Source organism: Kitasatospora sp. DSM 101779 (assembly GCF_025655475.1).
GTDB lineage: Bacteria > Actinomycetota > Actinomycetes > Streptomycetales > Streptomycetaceae > Kitasatospora.
This window is the reverse complement of record NZ_JAHTIK010000001.1, coordinates 834,830-852,002: the sequence shown is the minus strand read 5'-3', so window position 1 is coordinate 852,002 and position 17,173 is coordinate 834,830. Positions and strand designations below refer to the sequence as shown.

19 protein-coding genes and 1 tRNA gene are annotated in these 17,173 nt (G+C 73.3%); 11 read left to right on the top strand and 9 right to left on the bottom strand.

Features of this window, described 5'->3' with window-relative positions; all coding sequences use genetic code 11:
* The 3 genes from KSNIM_RS04050 to KSNIM_RS04040 are packed head-to-tail and all read right to left on the bottom strand — an operon-like array spanning position 1 to position 2,599.
* On the bottom strand, positions 1-933 hold the full coding sequence (locus KSNIM_RS04050) for an ABC transporter substrate-binding protein (RefSeq protein WP_411543654.1): 933 nt from the start codon (positions 931-933) through the stop codon (positions 1-3).
* Complete coding sequence (locus tag KSNIM_RS04045) at positions 930-1,451, bottom strand: GNAT family N-acetyltransferase (RefSeq protein ID WP_263101821.1); 522 nt, start codon at positions 1,449-1,451, stop codon at positions 930-932. The genes KSNIM_RS04050 and KSNIM_RS04045 overlap by 4 nt, the downstream gene beginning before the upstream one ends.
* Complete coding sequence (locus tag KSNIM_RS04040; RefSeq protein WP_263101820.1) at positions 1,448-2,599, bottom strand: LLM class flavin-dependent oxidoreductase; 1,152 nt, start codon at positions 2,597-2,599, stop codon at positions 1,448-1,450. The genes KSNIM_RS04045 and KSNIM_RS04040 overlap by 4 nt, the downstream gene beginning before the upstream one ends.
* 562 nt (positions 2,600-3,161) lie before the next feature.
* Between KSNIM_RS04040 and KSNIM_RS04035 the strand changes: the two genes are divergently transcribed.
* From KSNIM_RS04035 to KSNIM_RS04020, 4 genes are all read left to right on the top strand, one after another.
* Positions 3,162-4,112, top strand: coding sequence for an amino acid ABC transporter permease (locus KSNIM_RS04035; RefSeq protein WP_263101819.1), 951 nt, complete (start codon positions 3,162-3,164; stop codon positions 4,110-4,112).
* Positions 4,109-6,112 carry an FAD/NAD(P)-binding protein gene (locus KSNIM_RS04030; RefSeq protein ID WP_263101818.1) on the top strand — a complete coding sequence of 668 codons (2,004 nt, stop codon included), beginning with the start codon at positions 4,109-4,111 and terminating at the stop codon, positions 6,110-6,112. The genes KSNIM_RS04035 and KSNIM_RS04030 overlap by 4 nt, the downstream gene beginning before the upstream one ends.
* Positions 6,113-6,216: 104 nt before the next feature.
* Positions 6,217-7,308, top strand: a complete 1,092-nt coding sequence (locus KSNIM_RS04025; RefSeq protein WP_263101817.1) for a vWA domain-containing protein — start codon at positions 6,217-6,219, stop codon at positions 7,306-7,308.
* A 112-nt stretch (positions 7,309-7,420) separates the two neighbouring features.
* Positions 7,421-7,497, top strand: a tRNA-Met gene (locus tag KSNIM_RS04020).
* A 223-nt stretch (positions 7,498-7,720) separates the two neighbouring features.
* Here the strand turns inward: KSNIM_RS04020 and KSNIM_RS04015 are convergent.
* The 4 genes from KSNIM_RS04015 to KSNIM_RS04000 form a co-directional block, all read right to left on the bottom strand.
* Positions 7,721-7,927: an STAS domain-containing protein gene (locus KSNIM_RS04015; RefSeq protein WP_263107825.1), complete on the bottom strand. Its 207-nt coding sequence runs from the start codon at positions 7,925-7,927 to the stop codon at positions 7,721-7,723.
* Positions 7,879-8,079 carry a hypothetical protein gene (locus KSNIM_RS04010; protein WP_263108262.1) on the bottom strand — a complete coding sequence of 67 codons (201 nt, stop codon included), beginning with the start codon at positions 8,077-8,079 and terminating at the stop codon, positions 7,879-7,881. The genes KSNIM_RS04015 and KSNIM_RS04010 overlap by 49 nt, the downstream gene beginning before the upstream one ends.
* Before the next feature lie 156 nt (positions 8,080-8,235).
* Positions 8,236-8,442: a cold-shock protein gene (locus KSNIM_RS04005; RefSeq protein ID WP_263101816.1), complete on the bottom strand. Its 207-nt coding sequence runs from the start codon at positions 8,440-8,442 to the stop codon at positions 8,236-8,238.
* Positions 8,443-8,562: 120 nt separating this feature from the next.
* Positions 8,563-8,937 (bottom strand): hypothetical protein, encoded by a 375-nt coding sequence (locus tag KSNIM_RS04000; protein WP_263101815.1) that lies wholly within the window; start codon positions 8,935-8,937, stop codon positions 8,563-8,565.
* 271 nt (positions 8,938-9,208) lie between these two features.
* Between KSNIM_RS04000 and KSNIM_RS03995 the strand changes: the two genes are divergently transcribed.
* From KSNIM_RS03995 to KSNIM_RS03985, 3 genes are all read left to right on the top strand, one after another.
* The gene (locus tag KSNIM_RS03995; RefSeq protein ID WP_263101814.1) at positions 9,209-9,559 is read left to right on the top strand and encodes an ArsR/SmtB family transcription factor; all 351 of its coding nucleotides are present in this window, start codon (positions 9,209-9,211) and stop codon (positions 9,557-9,559) included.
* Positions 9,556-11,268: a SulP family inorganic anion transporter gene (locus tag KSNIM_RS03990; protein ID WP_411543653.1), complete on the top strand. Its 1,713-nt coding sequence runs from the start codon at positions 9,556-9,558 to the stop codon at positions 11,266-11,268. The genes KSNIM_RS03995 and KSNIM_RS03990 overlap by 4 nt, the downstream gene beginning before the upstream one ends.
* A gap of 139 nt (positions 11,269-11,407) precedes the next feature.
* On the top strand, positions 11,408-11,542 hold the full coding sequence (locus KSNIM_RS03985; RefSeq protein ID WP_263101813.1) for a DUF6126 family protein: 135 nt from the start codon (positions 11,408-11,410) through the stop codon (positions 11,540-11,542).
* A gap of 71 nt (positions 11,543-11,613) precedes the next feature.
* Here the strand turns inward: KSNIM_RS03985 and KSNIM_RS03980 are convergent, their stop codons facing one another.
* Positions 11,614-12,027, bottom strand: a complete 414-nt coding sequence (locus KSNIM_RS03980; protein ID WP_263101812.1) for a hypothetical protein — start codon at positions 12,025-12,027, stop codon at positions 11,614-11,616.
* Positions 12,028-12,266: 239 nt separating this feature from the next.
* On the opposite strand from KSNIM_RS03980, the gene KSNIM_RS03975 reads away from it, so the two are divergent.
* The 4 genes from KSNIM_RS03975 (at position 12,267) to KSNIM_RS03960 (ending at position 16,239) form a co-directional block, all read left to right on the top strand.
* A complete protein-coding gene (locus KSNIM_RS03975) occupies positions 12,267-12,635 on the top strand; it encodes an ArsR/SmtB family transcription factor (RefSeq protein ID WP_263101811.1) in 369 nt (122 codons plus the stop codon).
* 224 nt (positions 12,636-12,859) lie between these two features.
* Entirely contained in the window at positions 12,860-13,891 is a 1,032-nt protein-coding gene (locus KSNIM_RS03970) for a glycosyltransferase family 2 protein (protein ID WP_263101810.1), read from the top strand.
* A gap of 168 nt (positions 13,892-14,059) precedes the next feature.
* Entirely contained in the window at positions 14,060-14,863 is an 804-nt protein-coding gene (locus KSNIM_RS03965) for a glycerophosphodiester phosphodiesterase (protein ID WP_263101809.1), read from the top strand.
* Positions 14,860-16,239, top strand: coding sequence for an MFS transporter (locus KSNIM_RS03960; protein WP_263101808.1), 1,380 nt, complete (start codon positions 14,860-14,862; stop codon positions 16,237-16,239). Before KSNIM_RS03965 ends, KSNIM_RS03960 begins: the two co-directional genes overlap by 4 nt.
* Positions 16,240-16,294: 55 nt before the next feature.
* On the opposite strand, the gene KSNIM_RS03955 is transcribed toward KSNIM_RS03960, so the two are convergent.
* A complete protein-coding gene (locus KSNIM_RS03955; protein WP_263101807.1) occupies positions 16,295-16,906 on the bottom strand; it encodes a hypothetical protein in 612 nt (203 codons plus the stop codon).
* Between the last annotated feature and the right edge of the window lie 267 nt (positions 16,907-17,173).

Sequence of the window (17,173 nt, the reverse complement as noted above, 5' to 3'; positions counted from 1 at the left end):
TCACGGGTGCTCGGGCGGGCTGATCTGCGAGGCGGTGACCGCGGAGTCCCCGGTGCCCCACTTCTGCAGGATGCGTGCGTACGTGCCGTCCTTGATCAACTGGTTGACGGCGGCCTGGAAGGCAGGGGTGAGCGGCGAGCCCTTCTTGAACGCGAAGCCGACGTCGAGACGGTGGAACTCGCCGAGGAAGCGGGTGCCTGCGGCGGGCTGGGCGGCCTGGTGGCGCAGCCCGTTGATGGTGGACATCACCACGTCGATCCGGCCCTGCTGCAGCCCGGTCAGGACGGCGCCGCTGTCGGAGAACGCCCTGACCTCGTAGGGCTTGCGGCCGGCCGCGGCGCAGACGTCCTTCCTGGCGTTGAGCGTGGTCTCGAAGGTGGTGCCGGCGCCGGTGCCGATGGTGAGGCCGCAGAGCTGGACGAGGTCGGTGACCTGCTGCAACCTGGTGTCGTCCTTGCGGACGGCGAAGCCCTGGCCGTCGTCGATGTACGTGACGAAGTCGATGGTCCTCAGCCGGGCGGTGGTGACGCCGAAGTTGCCGGTGCCGACGTCGTACTTGCCGCTGCCGAGGGCGGGCAGGATGGTCTCGAAGGCGGCGTCCTCGCGCTGTACGGCGAGGCCGAGGACCTTGGCGACGGCGTCGGCGACGTCGACGTCCAGCCCGGCCGGGGTCTTCTTCGCCGGATCCGGGTAGAAGGCGCTCGGCGGGGCGCCGACGGCGCCGCCGAGCCGGATCGTGCCGGACTTCCGTACCTCCTCGGGCAGCAGTGCGGCGATCGCGTCGACCTTCCGCACGCCGGACACCACGTCGTGGGAGGCGGCCTCGACCGCGGAGGCTCCGGCCGCGGGCCCGGCCGGTACCGGGTCCGCGCCGCAGCCGGCCAGGAGGAATACGGCGGCGGCGGCTGCGACGGCGGCGGGTGTGCGGCTCACGGTTCGGGGGCCTCTCTCGGTTCGGGGGCCGCCGGGCGGCGGTCCGTCAGGTCCTTCTCGAAGGGCAGCGGGTGCAGGGCGCCCGGGGGCGCGTCCAGGTCGAACAGCGGTGTGTAGCCGGCCGCGAGGTAGAGCTGCCGGGCCTCGGGCTGGCGGGAGCCGGTGGTGAGGAAGAACCGCCGGTAGCCCTCCGCCGCCGCGGCCCGCTCCAGTTCGGCGAGGACCCGCCGGGCCAGGCCCCGGCGCCGGTGCGCGGAGTGCGTCCACATCCGTTTCACCTCGGCGGTGCCGGGATCACCGTGGCGCCGGTAGGCACCGCCGGCGACCGGTGCGCCCTGCTCCAGCAGGAGCAGCAGCAGGCCGCCCGGCGGGGCGAACTCCTCGACCGGGTAGCGCGCCATCTCCTCGTGGCCGCCCGGTCCGTAGCGGCTGACGTACTCGTGGGTGAGCTCGCGCACCAGCGGCTCGGCGACCGGTTCGTCCAGCCGGGCGGCCCGGATCTCGACGGTGGTGCTCACGCCTGGACCGCGATCAGCTGCTGCCGGTCGCGCTCCTTCGCCGCGGCCAGGGCGGCGGCCTTCGCGGCGTCCCGCTTCGCGACCTCCTCCCGGACGATCGGGATGACGTACCGCCCGAAGTCGACCGCGTCGGCGACGTGGTCGTAGCCGCGGGCGGAGATGATGTCCACGCCCAGGTCGTAGTAGTCGAGCAGTGCCTCGGCGACCGTCTCGGGGGTACCCACCAGGGCGTTGGAGTTGCCGGCGCCGCCGGTCGCGGCCGCGGTGGGCGTCCACAGCGCACGGTCGTAGCGCTCGCCGGCCTCGGCGATGGCGATCAGCCGCTGCGACCCGGTGTTCTCCGGGGCCTCCGCGGAACGCCGCCGCACCAGGTCGCCGCCGGCCCGCCGGTCCCTGATCGCGCCGACCGTCCGGTGCGCCTTCTCCCACGCGAGTTCCTCGGTGGCGGCGATGATCGGCCGGAACGCGACCTGGATCCGCGGGGTGTCGGCGCGGCCCGCTGCGCGGGCGGCCTGCTCGACCTTCTCGATCTGCTCGGCGGTGCGGGCCAGCGGCTCGCCCCACAGGCAGTAGACGTCCGCCTCCGCGCCACCGGCCGCGTACGCCGCCTCGGAGGAGCCGCCGAAGGACACGCCCGGCCGGGGCTGCTGCACGGGGAAGACGTCGGAGACGAAGTCCTCGAAGCGGTAGTGGGCGCCCTCGTGGTCGAACGGCTCGTGGGACGTCCAGGCCTTCTTGACGATGCCGATGTACTCGCGGGTGCGCTCGTAGCGCTCGTCCTTGGTGAGGTAGTCGCCCTCGCGGCGCTGCTCGTGGTCGTTGCCGCCGGTGATGAAGTGGACGGTGAGCCGGCCGTCGCTGATCCGGTCCAGGGTCGCGAAGGTCTTCGCCGCGAACGTCGGGTACGAGACGTTGGGCCGGTGCGCCAACAGGATCTGCAGCTGGTCCAGCTTCGAGGCGAGGAAGGCGGCGGCCGCCGCTGGCTCCGGGGAGCCGGCGCCGTAGGCGAACAGGACGCGGTCCCAGCCGTTGTCCTCGTGGGCGCGGGCGAGCCGCAGCGTGTAGTCGCGGTCGAACGCGGCGGTGGTGCGGGGCGTGGTCTCCGAGCCGTCGCCGGTGGCGGCGATGCCGAGGAACTCGACGGGCATGGTGCATGGCCTCTCTACGGGGGCGGGCAGGGTGGAGCACGCGCGCGGCGGGGCGCGTGGCAGGGCCGCCCGGCAGTACGGGTGGTGGACGGACGGGTGCGCGACGGACGCCGACGGTGCGTCGGCGGGAGCGGGTGCGCGGAAAGGCGGCGGCAGCATGCCGGGAGGTCCGCAGCGGGCGGACGGGAGCCGGCCCCAACACGGCGGGGCGGACGAGGGAGTGCCGCCCGGAAGGACGACGGGCCGGTCAGACGGCCTGCTGCCGGGTCAGCCGCAACACGCCGCGGACCACACCCGACCGAAGTCGATGTGGCCGCGCGTGACCAGGGGCTGCTCGGCGTACATGCGGCAAGTTGAGCAGTGAACCGTGGAGTTCGTCAACCTCCGTCCGGATCCGGGACGGCCGGAACGCCCTTGACACCCGCCGCTGCGGCACGCGTACGATCGGCCCGAGCGAGGTGCCCAGGAGCCGGCCGAAGTCCCGTCGGCTCCCGCCGTGTTGAGGGACGCGGCGCGCGTGACGGACCAGCAGACCCCTGCCCGCGTCCGCCCCGGAGTCCCCATGGCCACGTCGCACGACGTCCTGCCCGCCGCACTCGCCCCACCGCCCGCCGACACCGACCTGCCGATCGTCGCCCGCCGCCGACCCGGCCGGACGCTCGCCGCCGTGCTCGCCCTGCTCGCCGTCGGACTGCTGCTGAACTCGGTCGCGCACAACCGCGCCTTCCAGTGGGACGTGGTCGGCCAGTACCTCACCTCGACCGCGATCCTGCACGGCCTGGTACTCACCCTGTGGCTGACCGCCGCCGTCATGGCGCTCGGCTTCGCCCTCGGCACCCTGCTCGCGGCCGCCCGGCTGTCCGGCAACCCGGTGCTCGCCGCACTGAGCCGCGGCTACGTCTGGGTCTTCCGGGCCACGCCCGTCCTCGTCCAACTGCTCTTCTGGTTCAACATCGGCGCGCTCTACCCGACCTTCTCGCTCGGCGTCCCGTACGGGCCCGAACTGCTCAGCGTGAAGACGGTGAACCTGCTCGGGCCGACCGCCACCGCGATCGTCGGACTCACCCTGCACGAAGCCGCGTTCGCCGCCGAGGTCGTCCGGGCCGGCATCCTCTCCGTCGACCAGGGCCAGTTGGAGGCCGCCCAGTCGCTCGGGCTGCGCCCCGCCCGTGTGCTGCGCCGGATCGTCCTGCCGCAGGCGATGCGCTCGATCGTGCCGACCGCCGGCAACATGCTGATCGGCACCCTCAAGGGCACCAGCATCGTCAGCGTGCTCGCCGTGCACGACCTGCTCTTCTCCGCTCAGCTGATCTACAACCAGACCTACCAGGTGATCCCGCTGCTGGTGGTGGCCACGCTCTGGTACATCGCGGTGACCAGCGTGCTCTCCGTGGGCCAGTACTACGTCGAGCGGCACTACGCCCGCGGCGCCGGCCGCGACGAGCAGCCGCCGACCCCGCTCGCCCGGCTGCGGGCGGCGTTCGGACCCGGACGGCGGGAGCCGGCCCGGTGAGCGCGCTGGTCATCGTCGGCGCCGGGCCGCGCGGCACCGGACTGCTGGAGCGGATCGCCGCCAACGCACCCGAACTCCTGCCCGCGCAACGACCGTTGCACATCCACCTGGTCGACCCGCACCCGCCCGGCGGCGGGCGGATCTGGCGGCACGAGCAGTCCCCGCTGCTGCGGATGAACTCGATGGCCGAGGACGTCACCATGTTCACCGACGAACGGTCCACCGTCGCCGGACCCGTCCGGCCCGGCCCGTCCCTCGCCGAGTGGGCCGCCCGCCCCGAGGCGTACCCCCCGTTCCTGCCGCCGGCCGACCCGGCACTCGCCGAGGAGCTGCGCACCCTCGCCCCGGCCGACTTCCCGACCCGCCGGGCCCAGAGTGCCTACCTGGACTGGGTGTTCCGGCGCGCCGTGGCCGAACTGCCCCCGCACGTCACCGTCACCGTCCACCGGGACACCGCGCACGCGGTCACCGGCCCGGCCGACGGCCCGCAGTCCGTCCGGCTCACCGACCGGGTCCTCACCGCGGACCGGGTCGTCCTCGCCCTCGGCCACCTGGACTCCGCACCCGAGGCGCAGCACCGCGCGAACGCCGCCTTCGCCGCCCGGCACGGCCGCTTCCACCTACCGCCCGCCTACTCCGCCGACGCGGACCTCTCCGCGCTGCGGCCCGGCGAGCACGTCCTGTTGCACGGCATGGGACTGGCCGCCGTCGACCTGGTCTCGCTGCTCACCGAGGGGCGCGGCGGCCGCTTCGAACCCGCCGCGGACGGGCTGCGCTACCTGCCCTCGGGCCGCGAACCGGTGCTCCACCTGGGCTCCCGCCGCGGTGTCCCCTACCACTCCAAGACCCACTATCGGCTGCAGGGCCCGCCCGCCCCGCTGCCGCGCCACTTCGACGCAGCCGCGGTCGACGCCCTCGTCGCCCGCCCCGGGCCGCTCGAACTGCGCCGCGACGTCTGGCCGCTGATGGCCAAGGAGATCGGCTTCGGCTACTACCACGAGCTGTTCCACGCCCATCCGGAACGCACCGCGCTGCCCTGGCCGGAGTTCCTCGCCGCCTACGACCGGCTCGACTGGTACGGCCCCGAGAGGGCGGCCCTCGTCGCCGTGGCGGTGCCGGACCCGGCCGACCGGCTGGACCTCGAACACCTGGACCGGCCGCTCACCGGGGTGCTCCTGCCCGACGGCGAATCGCTGCAGGAACACCTGCGGGCCCATGTCCGCGCCGACGCCGACCGCCGGGCCGACCCGGAGCACAGCGCCGACCTCGGCGCGTTCCTCGCCCTGCTGTCGCTGTACGGGCAGCTGCCGAGGCTGCTCGGCTCCGGCCGGCTGTCGGCCCGCTCGGTCGCCGAGGACCTCGACGGCTGGTGGACGGGGTACTTCAGCCACCTCGCCTCCGGACCGCCCGGCTTCCGGCTGCGCCAGCTGCTCGCCCTCTCCGAGGCCGGCGTCGTACGCTTCCTCGGCGCCGACACCGCGATCGTCCCCGACGAGAGCGACGGCACCTTCGTCGCCCACAGCCCCACCGTGCCCGGCCGCCGGGTCCGGGCCACCGCGCTGATCGAGGCGCGCCTCCCGCGGCACGCCGCCGGCCGCACCGCCGACCCGGTGCTGCGCCGACTGCTGCGGGACGGCCGGATCCGCGAGGAGGTGCTCGCCGACCCCGGGCACACCCACCGCTCCGGCCTGATCGAGGTCGCCGCCGACGGCGGGCTGCTGGATCCGGCCCTCGACGGCGCCCCCCACCCGCGGCGGCTCGCCCTCGGCCCGCACACCAACGCCCGCAGCTACGCGGCCTTCGCCCGGCCGCGGACCGACGCCCCCGCCTTCCGCCAGAACGACACCGCGGCCCGGGCCCTGCTGCGGGCCTTCGCCGCGGACACCGCACCCGATGTGCCATCGGGGAAATCCCCGGGCGCGCTCCCGTCGGCCCGGTCGCGCGACGGGCATGCGTTCGCACACGTTTTGTCGGGGGGTGAGCGGGCCGATCCTGCATGACCGCAGGTCAGGAAGGAATGTCAGTGCTCCGCCGTACTGTGGAACCAACGTCGGAGGGGGCGCCGGAAATGGCGCCGGAAGAGCGTTGGAAAAGGGGCGGAACCATGTCTGCGAACAGGATCAAGCACAAGGTCAACCACGTTTCGCTGGTGGTCGACAAGTCCGGCTCGATGCGTCAGCACGAGGCGCAGCTCGTCCGCGTCGTCGACGAGTTCGTGAAGGGCCTCCAGGAGGAGTCCGACCGGCTCGGTCACGAGACCCGCATCAGCCTCTACGCGTTCGACCACGAGGTGGAGAACCTGGTCTGGGACATGGACGTGAAGCACCTGCCGTCGCTGCGGGGCCTCTACGCGGTCGACGGCGGTGCGACGGCGCTGATCGAGGCGGCCGTGAAGTCGGTCGACGACCTGAAGAACATCTGGGAGGGGTACGGCGAGCACTCCTTCCTCCAGGTCGTCGTCACCGACGGCGAGGAGAACGCCTCCGGCTGGTCCGAGACCGGCCAGATGCACACCCGCGTGGGCGGCAGCCGCGGCAGCGCCACCCTCCGCACCTGGATGGGCCGCATCCAGGGCGCCATGGACGCGCTCCCCGACCACTGGACCTCGGCGATCCTCGTCCCGAACTCCCTGGCCAAGCGCACCGCCCAGGAGTACGGCTTCCCGGCGGGCAACATCGCGATCTGGGACGCGGACTCCAGCAAGGGCGTCGAGGAGGCCATCGGCACCGTCAAGTCGGCTGCCACGAGCTTCCTGCGGGGCCGCGAGCAGGGCGTTCGCGGCACCAGGAACCTGTTCGCCATGGGCCAGGACCTGAGCACCGCCGAGGTGAAGGCCAACCTCGATGCCCTGGACACCGGCAAGTACATCCTGGTCCCGGTCGACCAGCCGACGCCGATCCGCGAGTTCGTCACCAGCGCCGGGCACGCCTACAAGACCGGCTGCGCCTTCTACGAGCTGTCCAAGCGCGAGAAGGTCCAGGGCAGCAAGCAGCTCGCCGTGGCGGAGAAGGACCCGGTCACCGGCCGGATGACGGGCCGGGTGTTCTCGGGTCCGGCGGCCCGCCAGCTCCTCGGCCTGCCGACCTCCGAAGCCACGGTGAAGCCGGGCGAGAACCCGTCGTACACCGTGTTCGTCCAGTCGACCTCCGTCAACCGGAAGCTGGTGCCTGGCACCAAGCTGCTCGTCCTCCTGTAGCCGGGAGTCCCGATCCGGTCCGTGACCGCCCTCGGGTCCGGGCTCTTCCGTGACGGCGTCCGTAACCGATTTCCTTCCGGCGCGGTCCGTGCCGTAGAGTCTGGTTCACCGACGCGGGGTGGAGCAGCTCGGTAGCTCGCTGGGCTCATAACCCAGAGGTCGCAGGTTCAAATCCTGTCCCCGCTACCACGACAGCAGGGCCCGGCACCATGAGGTGCCGGGCCCTGCTGCGTTCGGGCGCCGCCGGGGGGCGGCCCCGGCTTCGGTCAGTCGTTCCTGCGGGCGGCTTCCCATGCCTCCCGGATGCCGGAAGGGTCCGGGCGCCGGTCGCTGACGGCGTCGGCGTTCGCCCGGGCCCAGGCCCGAACCGCCCCCCTGAACGGTCCGGGCCCGCACCGGATGCGTCCGAGGGTCAGACGGCGTCCCGGGTGGTGGTGGGGGAGTCCTGGATGTCGAGGACGGTGTCGACCTCGGTGACGCGCAGCAGACGGCGCAGTTGGCCGGTGACGCCGGTGAGCCGCAGGGCGGTGCCCTGGCGCAGGGCGAGGCGCCGGGCCCTGAGCATCGCGTTCAGGCCGGCCGAGGTGCAGAAGGTGAGCTCGCGGCAGTCGACGAGCAGGACGTGCGGTGCGGGCAGGCTCCGCAGGGCGTGGTCGAAGGCGAGCCGGAGATCGGCGGAGCGGCGTCCTGGTCGGCCTCGCCGCGCAGGCGCAGGAAGTCGATGCCGGGCGCGGCGCCCGCGATGTGGGTGGTGTGCAGGAGCGGGATCATGACCCGTCCTTCGGCTGGGGGACGCCGGAGCGCTTGCGCTCTGACTGTCCCCCAGGCTTCTCCCCGCCCACCGACCTGTCAATGAAAGCGCGACCGGCCCGGAGCCCGGACCGTCCCACGGTCCGGGCTCCGCACGTCCGGGTCACCCGGTGGGCTCTACCGCAGGACCCGGACGTCGACCGCCTGCGGCCCGCGCTGGCCCTGCTGGACCTCGAACTCCACCCGGTCGTTCTCCTCCAGGTTCCTGAAGCCGCTCCCCGCGATCGCGGAGAAGTGGACGAAGACGTCCGGGCCTCCCTCGTCGGGTGCGATGAACCCGAAGCCCTTCTCGCCGTTGAACCACTTCACGGTGCCTTGCGCCATGTCGATCCCTCGCTCTGCGTCCTGCTGGGCGCAGTCAGTCTCCGGGCCGGACCGGTGGCTCCGATGCAGTGACACGGCATCTCACCCGCACGAGTGGCGCCCCGGTGGGCCGCGGTCCGGCTACAGCACCACGCGGTCGTCGATGAGCCGCAGGCGGTGGCGGGCCATGGCGAGGTTGGCGCGGGTGCGGTCCAGGACGAGGGAGAGGAACAGGACGCTGCCGGTGCGGGTGAGCGGGCGGATGAGGTGGTACTGGCCGGACAGCGAGGTGAGGATGTCCTCGACCCGTTCGCGGCCGAGGCCCGTGTCGTCCAGGGCGCGGCGGGCCGCCCGCACCACGTCGGTGTGGCAGGCAGCGGCGAGCGCCGGATCGATGCCGAGGGCCCCGCCGGTGCGGGTGCCGAGCGCCATGCCGCTGTCCCCGTCCACGATCGCCGCCCCCAGCGCACCGTCGATGCCCATGGCCTCCGTCAGTGCCTGCTCCACACCGTCCACGCCGGTCCTCCTCGTACGGGTCCTCCCGGGCGCGGCCGCGCACCGGTCTTGCCCGGGAGGCTATGAAACCGTGCCTGTTGCGGGCGTGCGGATGACCTCAACCGACCGCAATCGCCCACCGGGTCCCCTCGGCGCTCCATGAAGAGGTACATGAAGAGATCAGAAGTTGAAGAATTCTTCACATTGATACATGCTGCCAGGGTGCGGCCGGCTGGCAGGCCGCACGCGCAGCCCCGGCACGGGCCGGAGGCGGGAAGGAGCGACGGGTTCGATGGCGGCGGTACCGCTCTACCAGCTCAAGGCCGAGTTCTTCCGCACCCTCGGCCACCCGGCGCGCATCCGCGTCCTCGAACTCCTGCAGGACGGCCCGATGCCGGTGCGCGACCTGCTCGCCGCGCTCGAGATCGAGCCCTCCAACCTCTCCCAGCAACTCGCCGTGCTGCGCCGCACCCGGCTGGTCGCGGCCACCCGCGACGGCAACACCGTCGTGTACGCGCTGAGCACCCCGGACGTCGCGCAGCTGCTGCAGGCCGCACGCCGCATCCTCGGCGCGATGATCACCGACCAGTCGGACCTGCTGGCCGAGCTCGGCGGGCCGAAGTCGTCGGCGGCCGAGACATGAGCGGCGCGGTCACAGTGGCGCGCCGTCTCGGGATGCGGGTGCGCGCCGTGCTGCCCGACCACGCCACCTGGTCGACGATGCGGCGCTCGCCGCGCAAGGACCTGCTCGCCGGGCTGACGGTCGCGATCGTTGCCCTGCCGCTCGCGCTCGGCTTCGGTGTCGCCTCCGGCGCCGGCGCGCAGGCGGGTCTGGCCACCGCGGTGGTCGCCGGCGCGCTCGCCGCCGTGTTCGGCGGTTCCAACTTCCAGGTGTCCGGGCCGACCGGGGCGATGACCGTGGTCCTGGTGCCGATCGTCCACCGCTACGGCACCGACGGCGTGCTGACGGTGGGCCTGCTGGCCGGCCTGCTGCTCGTCGCGACGGCCCTGGGTGGTGCCGGGCGCTTCATGGCGTTCGTGCCGGCGCCGGTGGTGGAGGGCTTCACCCTCGGCATCGCCGCAGTCATCGGTCTGCAGCAGGTCCCGGCCGCACTCGGCGTGCAGGCCTCAGGCGCGGAGAACACCGCCGTCGCCGCGTGGGACGCCCTGGCCGACTTCGTCGCCGACCCGCACCCCACCGCCCTCGCCCTCGCTGCGGGCGTGGCGGCGGTGATGCTGCTCGGAGCCCGGCTGCGGCCCGGCGTCCCGTTCTCACTGCTCGCCGTGGTCGGCGCGACGCTGCTCGCCTCCGGCGCCGGCCTGGACGTGGCGACGATCGGCCACCTGCCCTCCGGGCTGCCCGCGCCCTCGCTCGGGTTCTTCCATGTCGCCGACGTGCCGAAGTTGGCGACGGCGGCGGTCGCCGTGGCGGCGCTCGCCGCGCTGGAGTCGCTGATGTCCGCGACGGCCGCGGACGCGATGAGCGTCTCGGAGCGGCACGACAGCGACCGGGAGCTGTTCGGGCAGGGCCTGGCCAACCTGGCCGCACCGCTGTTCGGCGGCGTCGCCGCCACCGGCGCGATCGCCCGCACTGCCGTCAACGTCCGCTCCGGCGCCGCCTCCCGGCTCGCCGCGCTCGTCCACGCGGCCGTCCTCGCGATCGTGGTGCTCCTCGCCGCCCCGCTCGTCGAGGGCATCCCGCTCGCGGCGCTGGCCGGCGTGCTGATCGCCACCGCGGTGCGGATGGTCGAGGTCGCCTCCCTGCGCGCCCTCGCCAGAGCCGGACGCGGCGAGGCCGCGATCCTGACGCTGACCGCGGCCACCACCCTCGCCTTCGACCTCGTGACCGCCGTCGTCGTGGGTCTGCTCGTGGCCGGTGCACTGGCGCTGCGCCAGGTGGCCCGCTCCGCCGCACTCACCCGGGTCCCGCTGCACGACGGTCTGCCGCCCGCCGACCACCACACCGAGGAACAGGCCCTGCTCGCCGAGCACATCGTCGCCTACCGGATCGACGGCCCGCTGTTCTTCGCCGCCGCCCACCGCTTCCTCCTCGAACTCGCCGAGACCGGCGACGTGAAGGCCCTCGTGCTGCGCCTGTCCCGGATCACCGCGATCGACGCCACCGGCGCCCTCGTCCTCGGCGACGCCATCGACAAGCTGGAACACCGCGGCGTCCTCGTCCTGGTCTCCGGCGTCCGCGAGGACCACCGCAGGACCCTGGACGCCCTCGGCACACTCGACCGGCTGCACGCCGAACACCGCGTCTTCGCCACCACCCCCGACGCCATCGCCCACGCCCGCACCCACCTCGGCGTCCACCTCACCCCCGCCGCCGGCGGAGGCGGCCGGTGAGCGCCGAGCGGCCGACGCCCCACCCGCGGGCCGCCGCCGGTTCCACGCACTCGGCCGTCGGCAGCCACGACAGCGACCTCCCTCCGCCCGATCCCCACCGCCCCGCCGCAACCAGCCGCAACCCGCTACGGAGTACCCGATGACCACCCCGGCCGGCCGCGACGAGAACGCCCGCCGCAAGGCCATGCTCGTCCGCGCCACCATCTACATCGCCGGAACGCACCTGTTCGCCGGCTTCGTGATCCTGCTCTTCACCCTCGGCCACCGCCGCTGAAGCCCCGTACCCCGCAGGCGGAGCCGTCCCGCCGTTGGAGCCGTCCCGCCGGCGGACGCGAACCCGGGAGGTCAGTCCAGGACGCCGGCCAGCCGGAACACCGACAGCCGCTCCGGCACCAGCAACAGCAGCTGGTCCGCCTCGCCGGACCACGGCCCCACCGGGATCCGCGGCCGGTCCCGCTCGTCCGGCTCCGCCACCAGTCGTACCGGTCCCGTCACCAGCACCAACCACCCGGAGTGCCCCTCCGGATCGATCCGCTGCGCCTGGTAGGTCAGCCGGCCGGGACAGACGGGGATGCCGCCCGGGAAGCGGACCCGGAGGTAGAGGAGGCGGCCCTCGACGAGATGCCGGACGACGGTCGGCGGCGTGCCACCGGGCGGTCGCAGCAGGCACCCCGGGGCGAGCCCGGCCAGCAGGGTCAGTGCCTGCACAGGTTCCTGGTCCACCGGGACCAGGGACGGAGCCCGGCCCTCGTCGTCCATCGCGCGCACCTCGAAAAGGCGGGGGCGGGCCCGCCGCACCCCCATAGCGCAGCGGGCCCGGGACGGCAGCGCCGTCGAAGCACCGCCGGTATCATTGAGTTTATCAGTTGCAAATATGTGCAATGTGCCTGTCGGGCGGGACGCCCGCGCCACCGGAAGACTGTCGCCGACCACCGTCCCGACCTGCGTTGATACCCTCGAAACAGCAGCTGATCGACTCTCGACACGGACGGTGATCCATGCCAGTCGGCAGACCCCGGCAGTCCTCCGTCGCCGCCGTGCCGCTGTACCAGGTCAAGGCCGAGTTCTTCAAGACCCTCGGCCACCCGGTGCGCATCCGCGTCCTCGAACTGCTCAGCCGGCGCGAGCACGCCGTCGCCGAACTCCTCGCCGACGTCGGCGTCGAGGCCTCCAACCTCTCCCAGCAGCTGGCCGTCCTGCGCCGCGCCGGCGTCGTCACCTCGCGGCGTGACGGGGCCACCGTGATCTACCGGATCACCAGCCCCGAGGTCGCCGAACTCCTCGCCGTCGCCCGGCACATCCTCACCGACGTGATCGCCGGCAGGGCCGAGCTCCTCGGCGACCTCCGGCCCGGCGCCACCGGCTGACGCGAGCCCGCGGCGCGGCCGCCCGCGCGGACGGGCGCACCGGTACAGGGGCCGGTACCGCCCGCTGTCGCACCGCGCCGCAGCTCCGCGACGCCAACCGCCGTTCACCCGGCGGTCGCACGCGTTCCCTACGCTCGGGCCGCCACCGGTGGCGACCATGCACTTCCGGTGATCGTTGGTCGGCGCCCGCACGGCGCGTCCGCCCCTGAGCGAAAGGCCGTTGGATGGCGCCGCGCCTCTCCGTCGTCGTTCCGATCTACAACGTCGAGCGCTACCTCAAGGAGTGCCTCGACTCGATCGCGGCCCAGACCTTCGAGGACTTCGAATGCGTGATGGTCGACGACGGCTCGACCGACGACGGCCCCGTCATCGCCAAGGCGTACGCCGCCGAAGACCCCCGCTTCCGACTGGTCCGGCAGGAGAACAAGGGTCTCGGCGCCGCCCGCAACACCGGCTGGCGCCACGTCACCCCCGGGACCGAGTACCTGGCCTTCGTCGACAGCGACGACGCCCTGCCGCCGCACGCGTACCAGCTGATGATCCGTACGCTGGACGAGACCGGATCCGACTTCGCCGCCGGCAACGCGATGCGGCTGCGGAGCGACGGCCTCACCCCCTCGCACGCCCACCGGCGCCCGTTCCGTGAGACCCGGCTGCGCACCCACGTCAGCGAACTGCCCGCCCTGGTCACCGACCGCACCGCCTGGAACAAGGTCTACCGGCGCTCGTTCTTCGACGTTGCGGGCCTCCTCTACCCCGAGGGCATCCTGTACGAGGACGCGCCGGTCAGCGTGCCCCACCACTTCCTCGCCGAGCGGGTCGACGTGCTGGCGGATCCGATCTACCACTGGCGGGTCCGCGAGGACGGCGAGCTGTCGATCACCCAGAAGAAGACCGACCCGCGCGGCCTGGTCGACCGGGTCCGGTCGATGGAACTCGTCCGGGAGTGGCTGCTCGGCCGGCCCGAGCCGGTGTTCGCCGAGCACCTGCGTGCCTACGACCGGAACTGCCTGGTCGAGGAGATCCCGATGTTCTTCTGGTCCGTCCCGGACGGCGACCACGCCTACCGCGAGGCCTACCAGCGCCACGTCAGCCGGCTGCTCCGTGCCATCGGCCCCGAGCGGCTGGCCGGGCTGAGCACCCAGCTGTGGCTCAAGTACCGCCTGACACTGGCCGATCGGATGCGCCGTTTCGTGGCCGTCCAGCGTCTGCACGGCCTCGCCCGGCGCACCCGGCAGGCCGTCGCCCGGGGCTGAGCCGGGCCCGGGGCCGGGCGGCCGGGCCGTTCCCCGGCCCGCTCCGGCACACCGCGCGTTACTGCTTGACAGGTTGCGTCATACTGTAACGCGCGCGGTCCGAGACACCGTCGGAGCGGGCAGTACCGTCCGGCCTCGCGTGGGCCCTCCCGCACCTCGGAGCACCACATGCATCCCTTCCTCGACCAACCGGGGCCGCTCGCCTTCGCCCACCGGGGCGGTGACCTCGGGCATCCGGAGAACTCGTTCGCCGCGTTCGAGGCCGCCGTCGCGCTCGGGTACCGCTACCTGGAGACGGACGTGCACGCCACCGCCGACGGCGTGCTGGTGGCCTTCCACGACTCCCGCCTCGACCGGGTCACCGACTCCACCGGGGCGGTGGCCGACCTGCCCTGGGACACCGTCAGGCGGGCCCGGATCGGCGGCACCGAGCCCGTACCGCTGCTGGAGGACCTGCTCGGCGCCTTCCCGGATGCCCGCTTCAACATCGACGTCAAGGCGGTGCAGGCCGTCGGGCCGCTGGTCGAGGCGATCCGCCGGACCGGCGCCTGGGACCGGGTCTGCGTCGGCGGGTTCTCCGACAGCCGCCTCGCCGCCGTCCGCGCCGCCGCCGGCCCCCGCCTGGCCACCTCGCTCGGCCCCCGCGAAGTGGCCCGACTGCGGCTGCGCTCGCTGACCGGGCCGTTGCTGCGGGGGAGCGGGGCACCGTTCGCCGGGGTGTGCGCACAGGTGCCGGAGCGGCACCGGGGGCTGCGGGTCGTCGACCGGGCCTTCGTCCGAACCGCCCACCGCCTCGGCCTGCAGGTGCACGTCTGGACTGTGGACGATCCCACACGGATCAGGGCTCTCCTCGACCTCGGCGTGGATGGCATCATGGCCGATCGCATCGACGTCCTGCGGGACGTCCTCGGCGAGCGCGGCTGCTGGAACGACGGCAGCACCGGCTCCGGCACGGAAACAGGAGCCCCATGAGCACCGCGGCCCAACTGCCCGACCACCTCGAGACCTCGGCCGACCGGCACGCCCTGCGCCGGATGCAGTTCGGCTGGTACATCAACGACTGGGCCAACGCGGCCTTCTCGGCCACCGTCCTGACGGTGTTCCTCGGGCCGTACCTGACCTCCGTCGCCAAGAACGCCGCCGACGCGGCCGGCGACGTGCACCCGCTCGGCCTCTCGATCCGTGCGGGGTCGTTCTTCCCGTACACGGTCTCCTTCTCCGTGCTGGTGTCGGTCGCGGTGATGCTGGTGACCGGCACCGTCGCGGACCGCACCGGGCGGCACAAGGAACTGATGTGCGGCTTCGCCTACGTGGGCTCGATCGCCACCATGGGGATGTTCTTCCTCGGTGGCGACCGCTACCTGCTCGGCGGCGCACTGCTGGTGGTCGCCAACATCGCGTACGCGGTGTCGGTGGCGCTGTCCTACGCCTACCTCCCGCGCCTGGCCACCCCCGACGAGCGCGACGCCGTCTCCTCGAAGGGCTGGGCGTACGGCTACGCAGGTGGCGGGCTGCTGCTGATCGCCAACCTGGCGCTGTTCGAGGGTCACGACGCGCTCGGCCTGTCGTCCGGCACCGCCGTGCGGATCTGCCTGGCCTCGGCCGGCCTGTGGTGGGCGCTGTTCACGATCGTCCCGATGCTGCGGCTGCCCTCCCGGGCCGGCGCCGGGCCCGAGCGTGCCGCGGCCGCACCCGACCGGCCCGCCGCCGGCAGCCTGCGCGAACTCGCCCGCACCCTGCGCGGCATGCGCCAGTACCCGCTCACGCTGCTCTACCTGGCCGCCTTCCTCTGCTACAACGACGGCATCCAGACCGTCGTCTCGCAGGCCTCGCTCTACGGCAGCGAGGAACTCGGCATGGACCAGACCTCGTTGGTCGCCGCCGTGCTCCTGGTCCAGATCGTGGCGATCGGCGGCGCGCTGCTGCTCGGCCGGATCGCGGGCCGGTACGGCGCCAAGCGGACCATCCTCGGCTCGCTGGTCGCCTGGGTGTTCACCCTCGCCCTGGGGTACGTCATGCCCGCCCACCGGCCGATCTGGTTCTTCGCCCTGGCCTGCATGATCGGCCTGGTGCTGGGCGGCAGCCAGGCGCTCTCCCGCTCGCTGTTCTCCCACCTCGTCCCGGCCGGCAAGGAGGCCGAGTACTTCAGCTTCTACAAGGTCAGCGACCGCGGCACCAGTTGGATGGGCCCGCTGGTCTTCGGCCTCGCGTACCAGATCACCGGCAGCTACCGTTCGGCGATCATCTCTCTGCTGGTGTTCTTCGTCATCGGCTTCGCCGTGCTGGTGAAGGTCCCCCTCCGCCGGGCCGTCGAGGCCGTCGGCAACCCCGTCCCCGAGCGGCTGTGACGGCTCGGCGCCCGGCCGCACCGGCCGGGCGCCGAGCCGTGCGGTGAACGTGCGGTCAGCCGGGGCCCGGTCGTTCGCCCCGGCCGTCCCGCAGGCCCGCTCCGGCCGTCCCCTCGCCGCCCGCTCCGGCCGTCCCCTCGCCGCCCGCTGCGGCCCGGTCCGCCGACATCCGGCGGCGCACCGCGTCGGGGTAGCGGGCGGTGAACGTGAACGCAGCTGTGATCAGCGCGATCGGGATCACCCAGTTGAGCCAGTCGTCGCCCTGGTCGACGTGCACCGCGACCACCCCCAGCACCGCGATCACGGCGAACACCAGCCCCCACACCGCCGTCAGCGTCCGGTTGACCTGCCGGAAGACCGGGCTGTCCCGGTACTGCCGTGGGGTCGACTCGCGCGCGTACTGGGCGGTGAACGGGTCGAACAGCAGCGAGCCGAACGCCACCACCGCCAGCACCCCGGACGAGATGACCTGGGCGTACGTCTCCAGCCAGGTCAGATCGTCCCGGCCGAGGACGAGCGCCAGCAGGCTCATGACCGCGAAGAACGCGATGCCGGCCACGTCCAGGATCTTCCAACCCCCGCGCCCGGCGGCCGGCCGTCCTAACAGGACGGCCGTGACCAGGCCGGCCAGGGCTGCGAACTCCCAGGTGCTCGGGCTCGCCACCACGTCGAAGACGATCCAGGGCGCGAACCCCGCGAAGTACCCTCCGCCGGCCGGCCGGCCGGCTCCCGTGCTCCTCGCTCCGGTGTTCCATCGGGACCTCCAGGCTCGGCGAACGAGTCCTCCCCCCGATCGTGGGTGATGCGCGGAGCACCTGCACGGCAGCCGGGGCCCGGCGGCCCGTGGCCCGGTCGGTGCCCGGCCGCCGCCCCGACAGCCGATCGTCCGAAACCCGGAGATTTCCGTTATCGGCGGCGCGTCCGCGGATCTCCT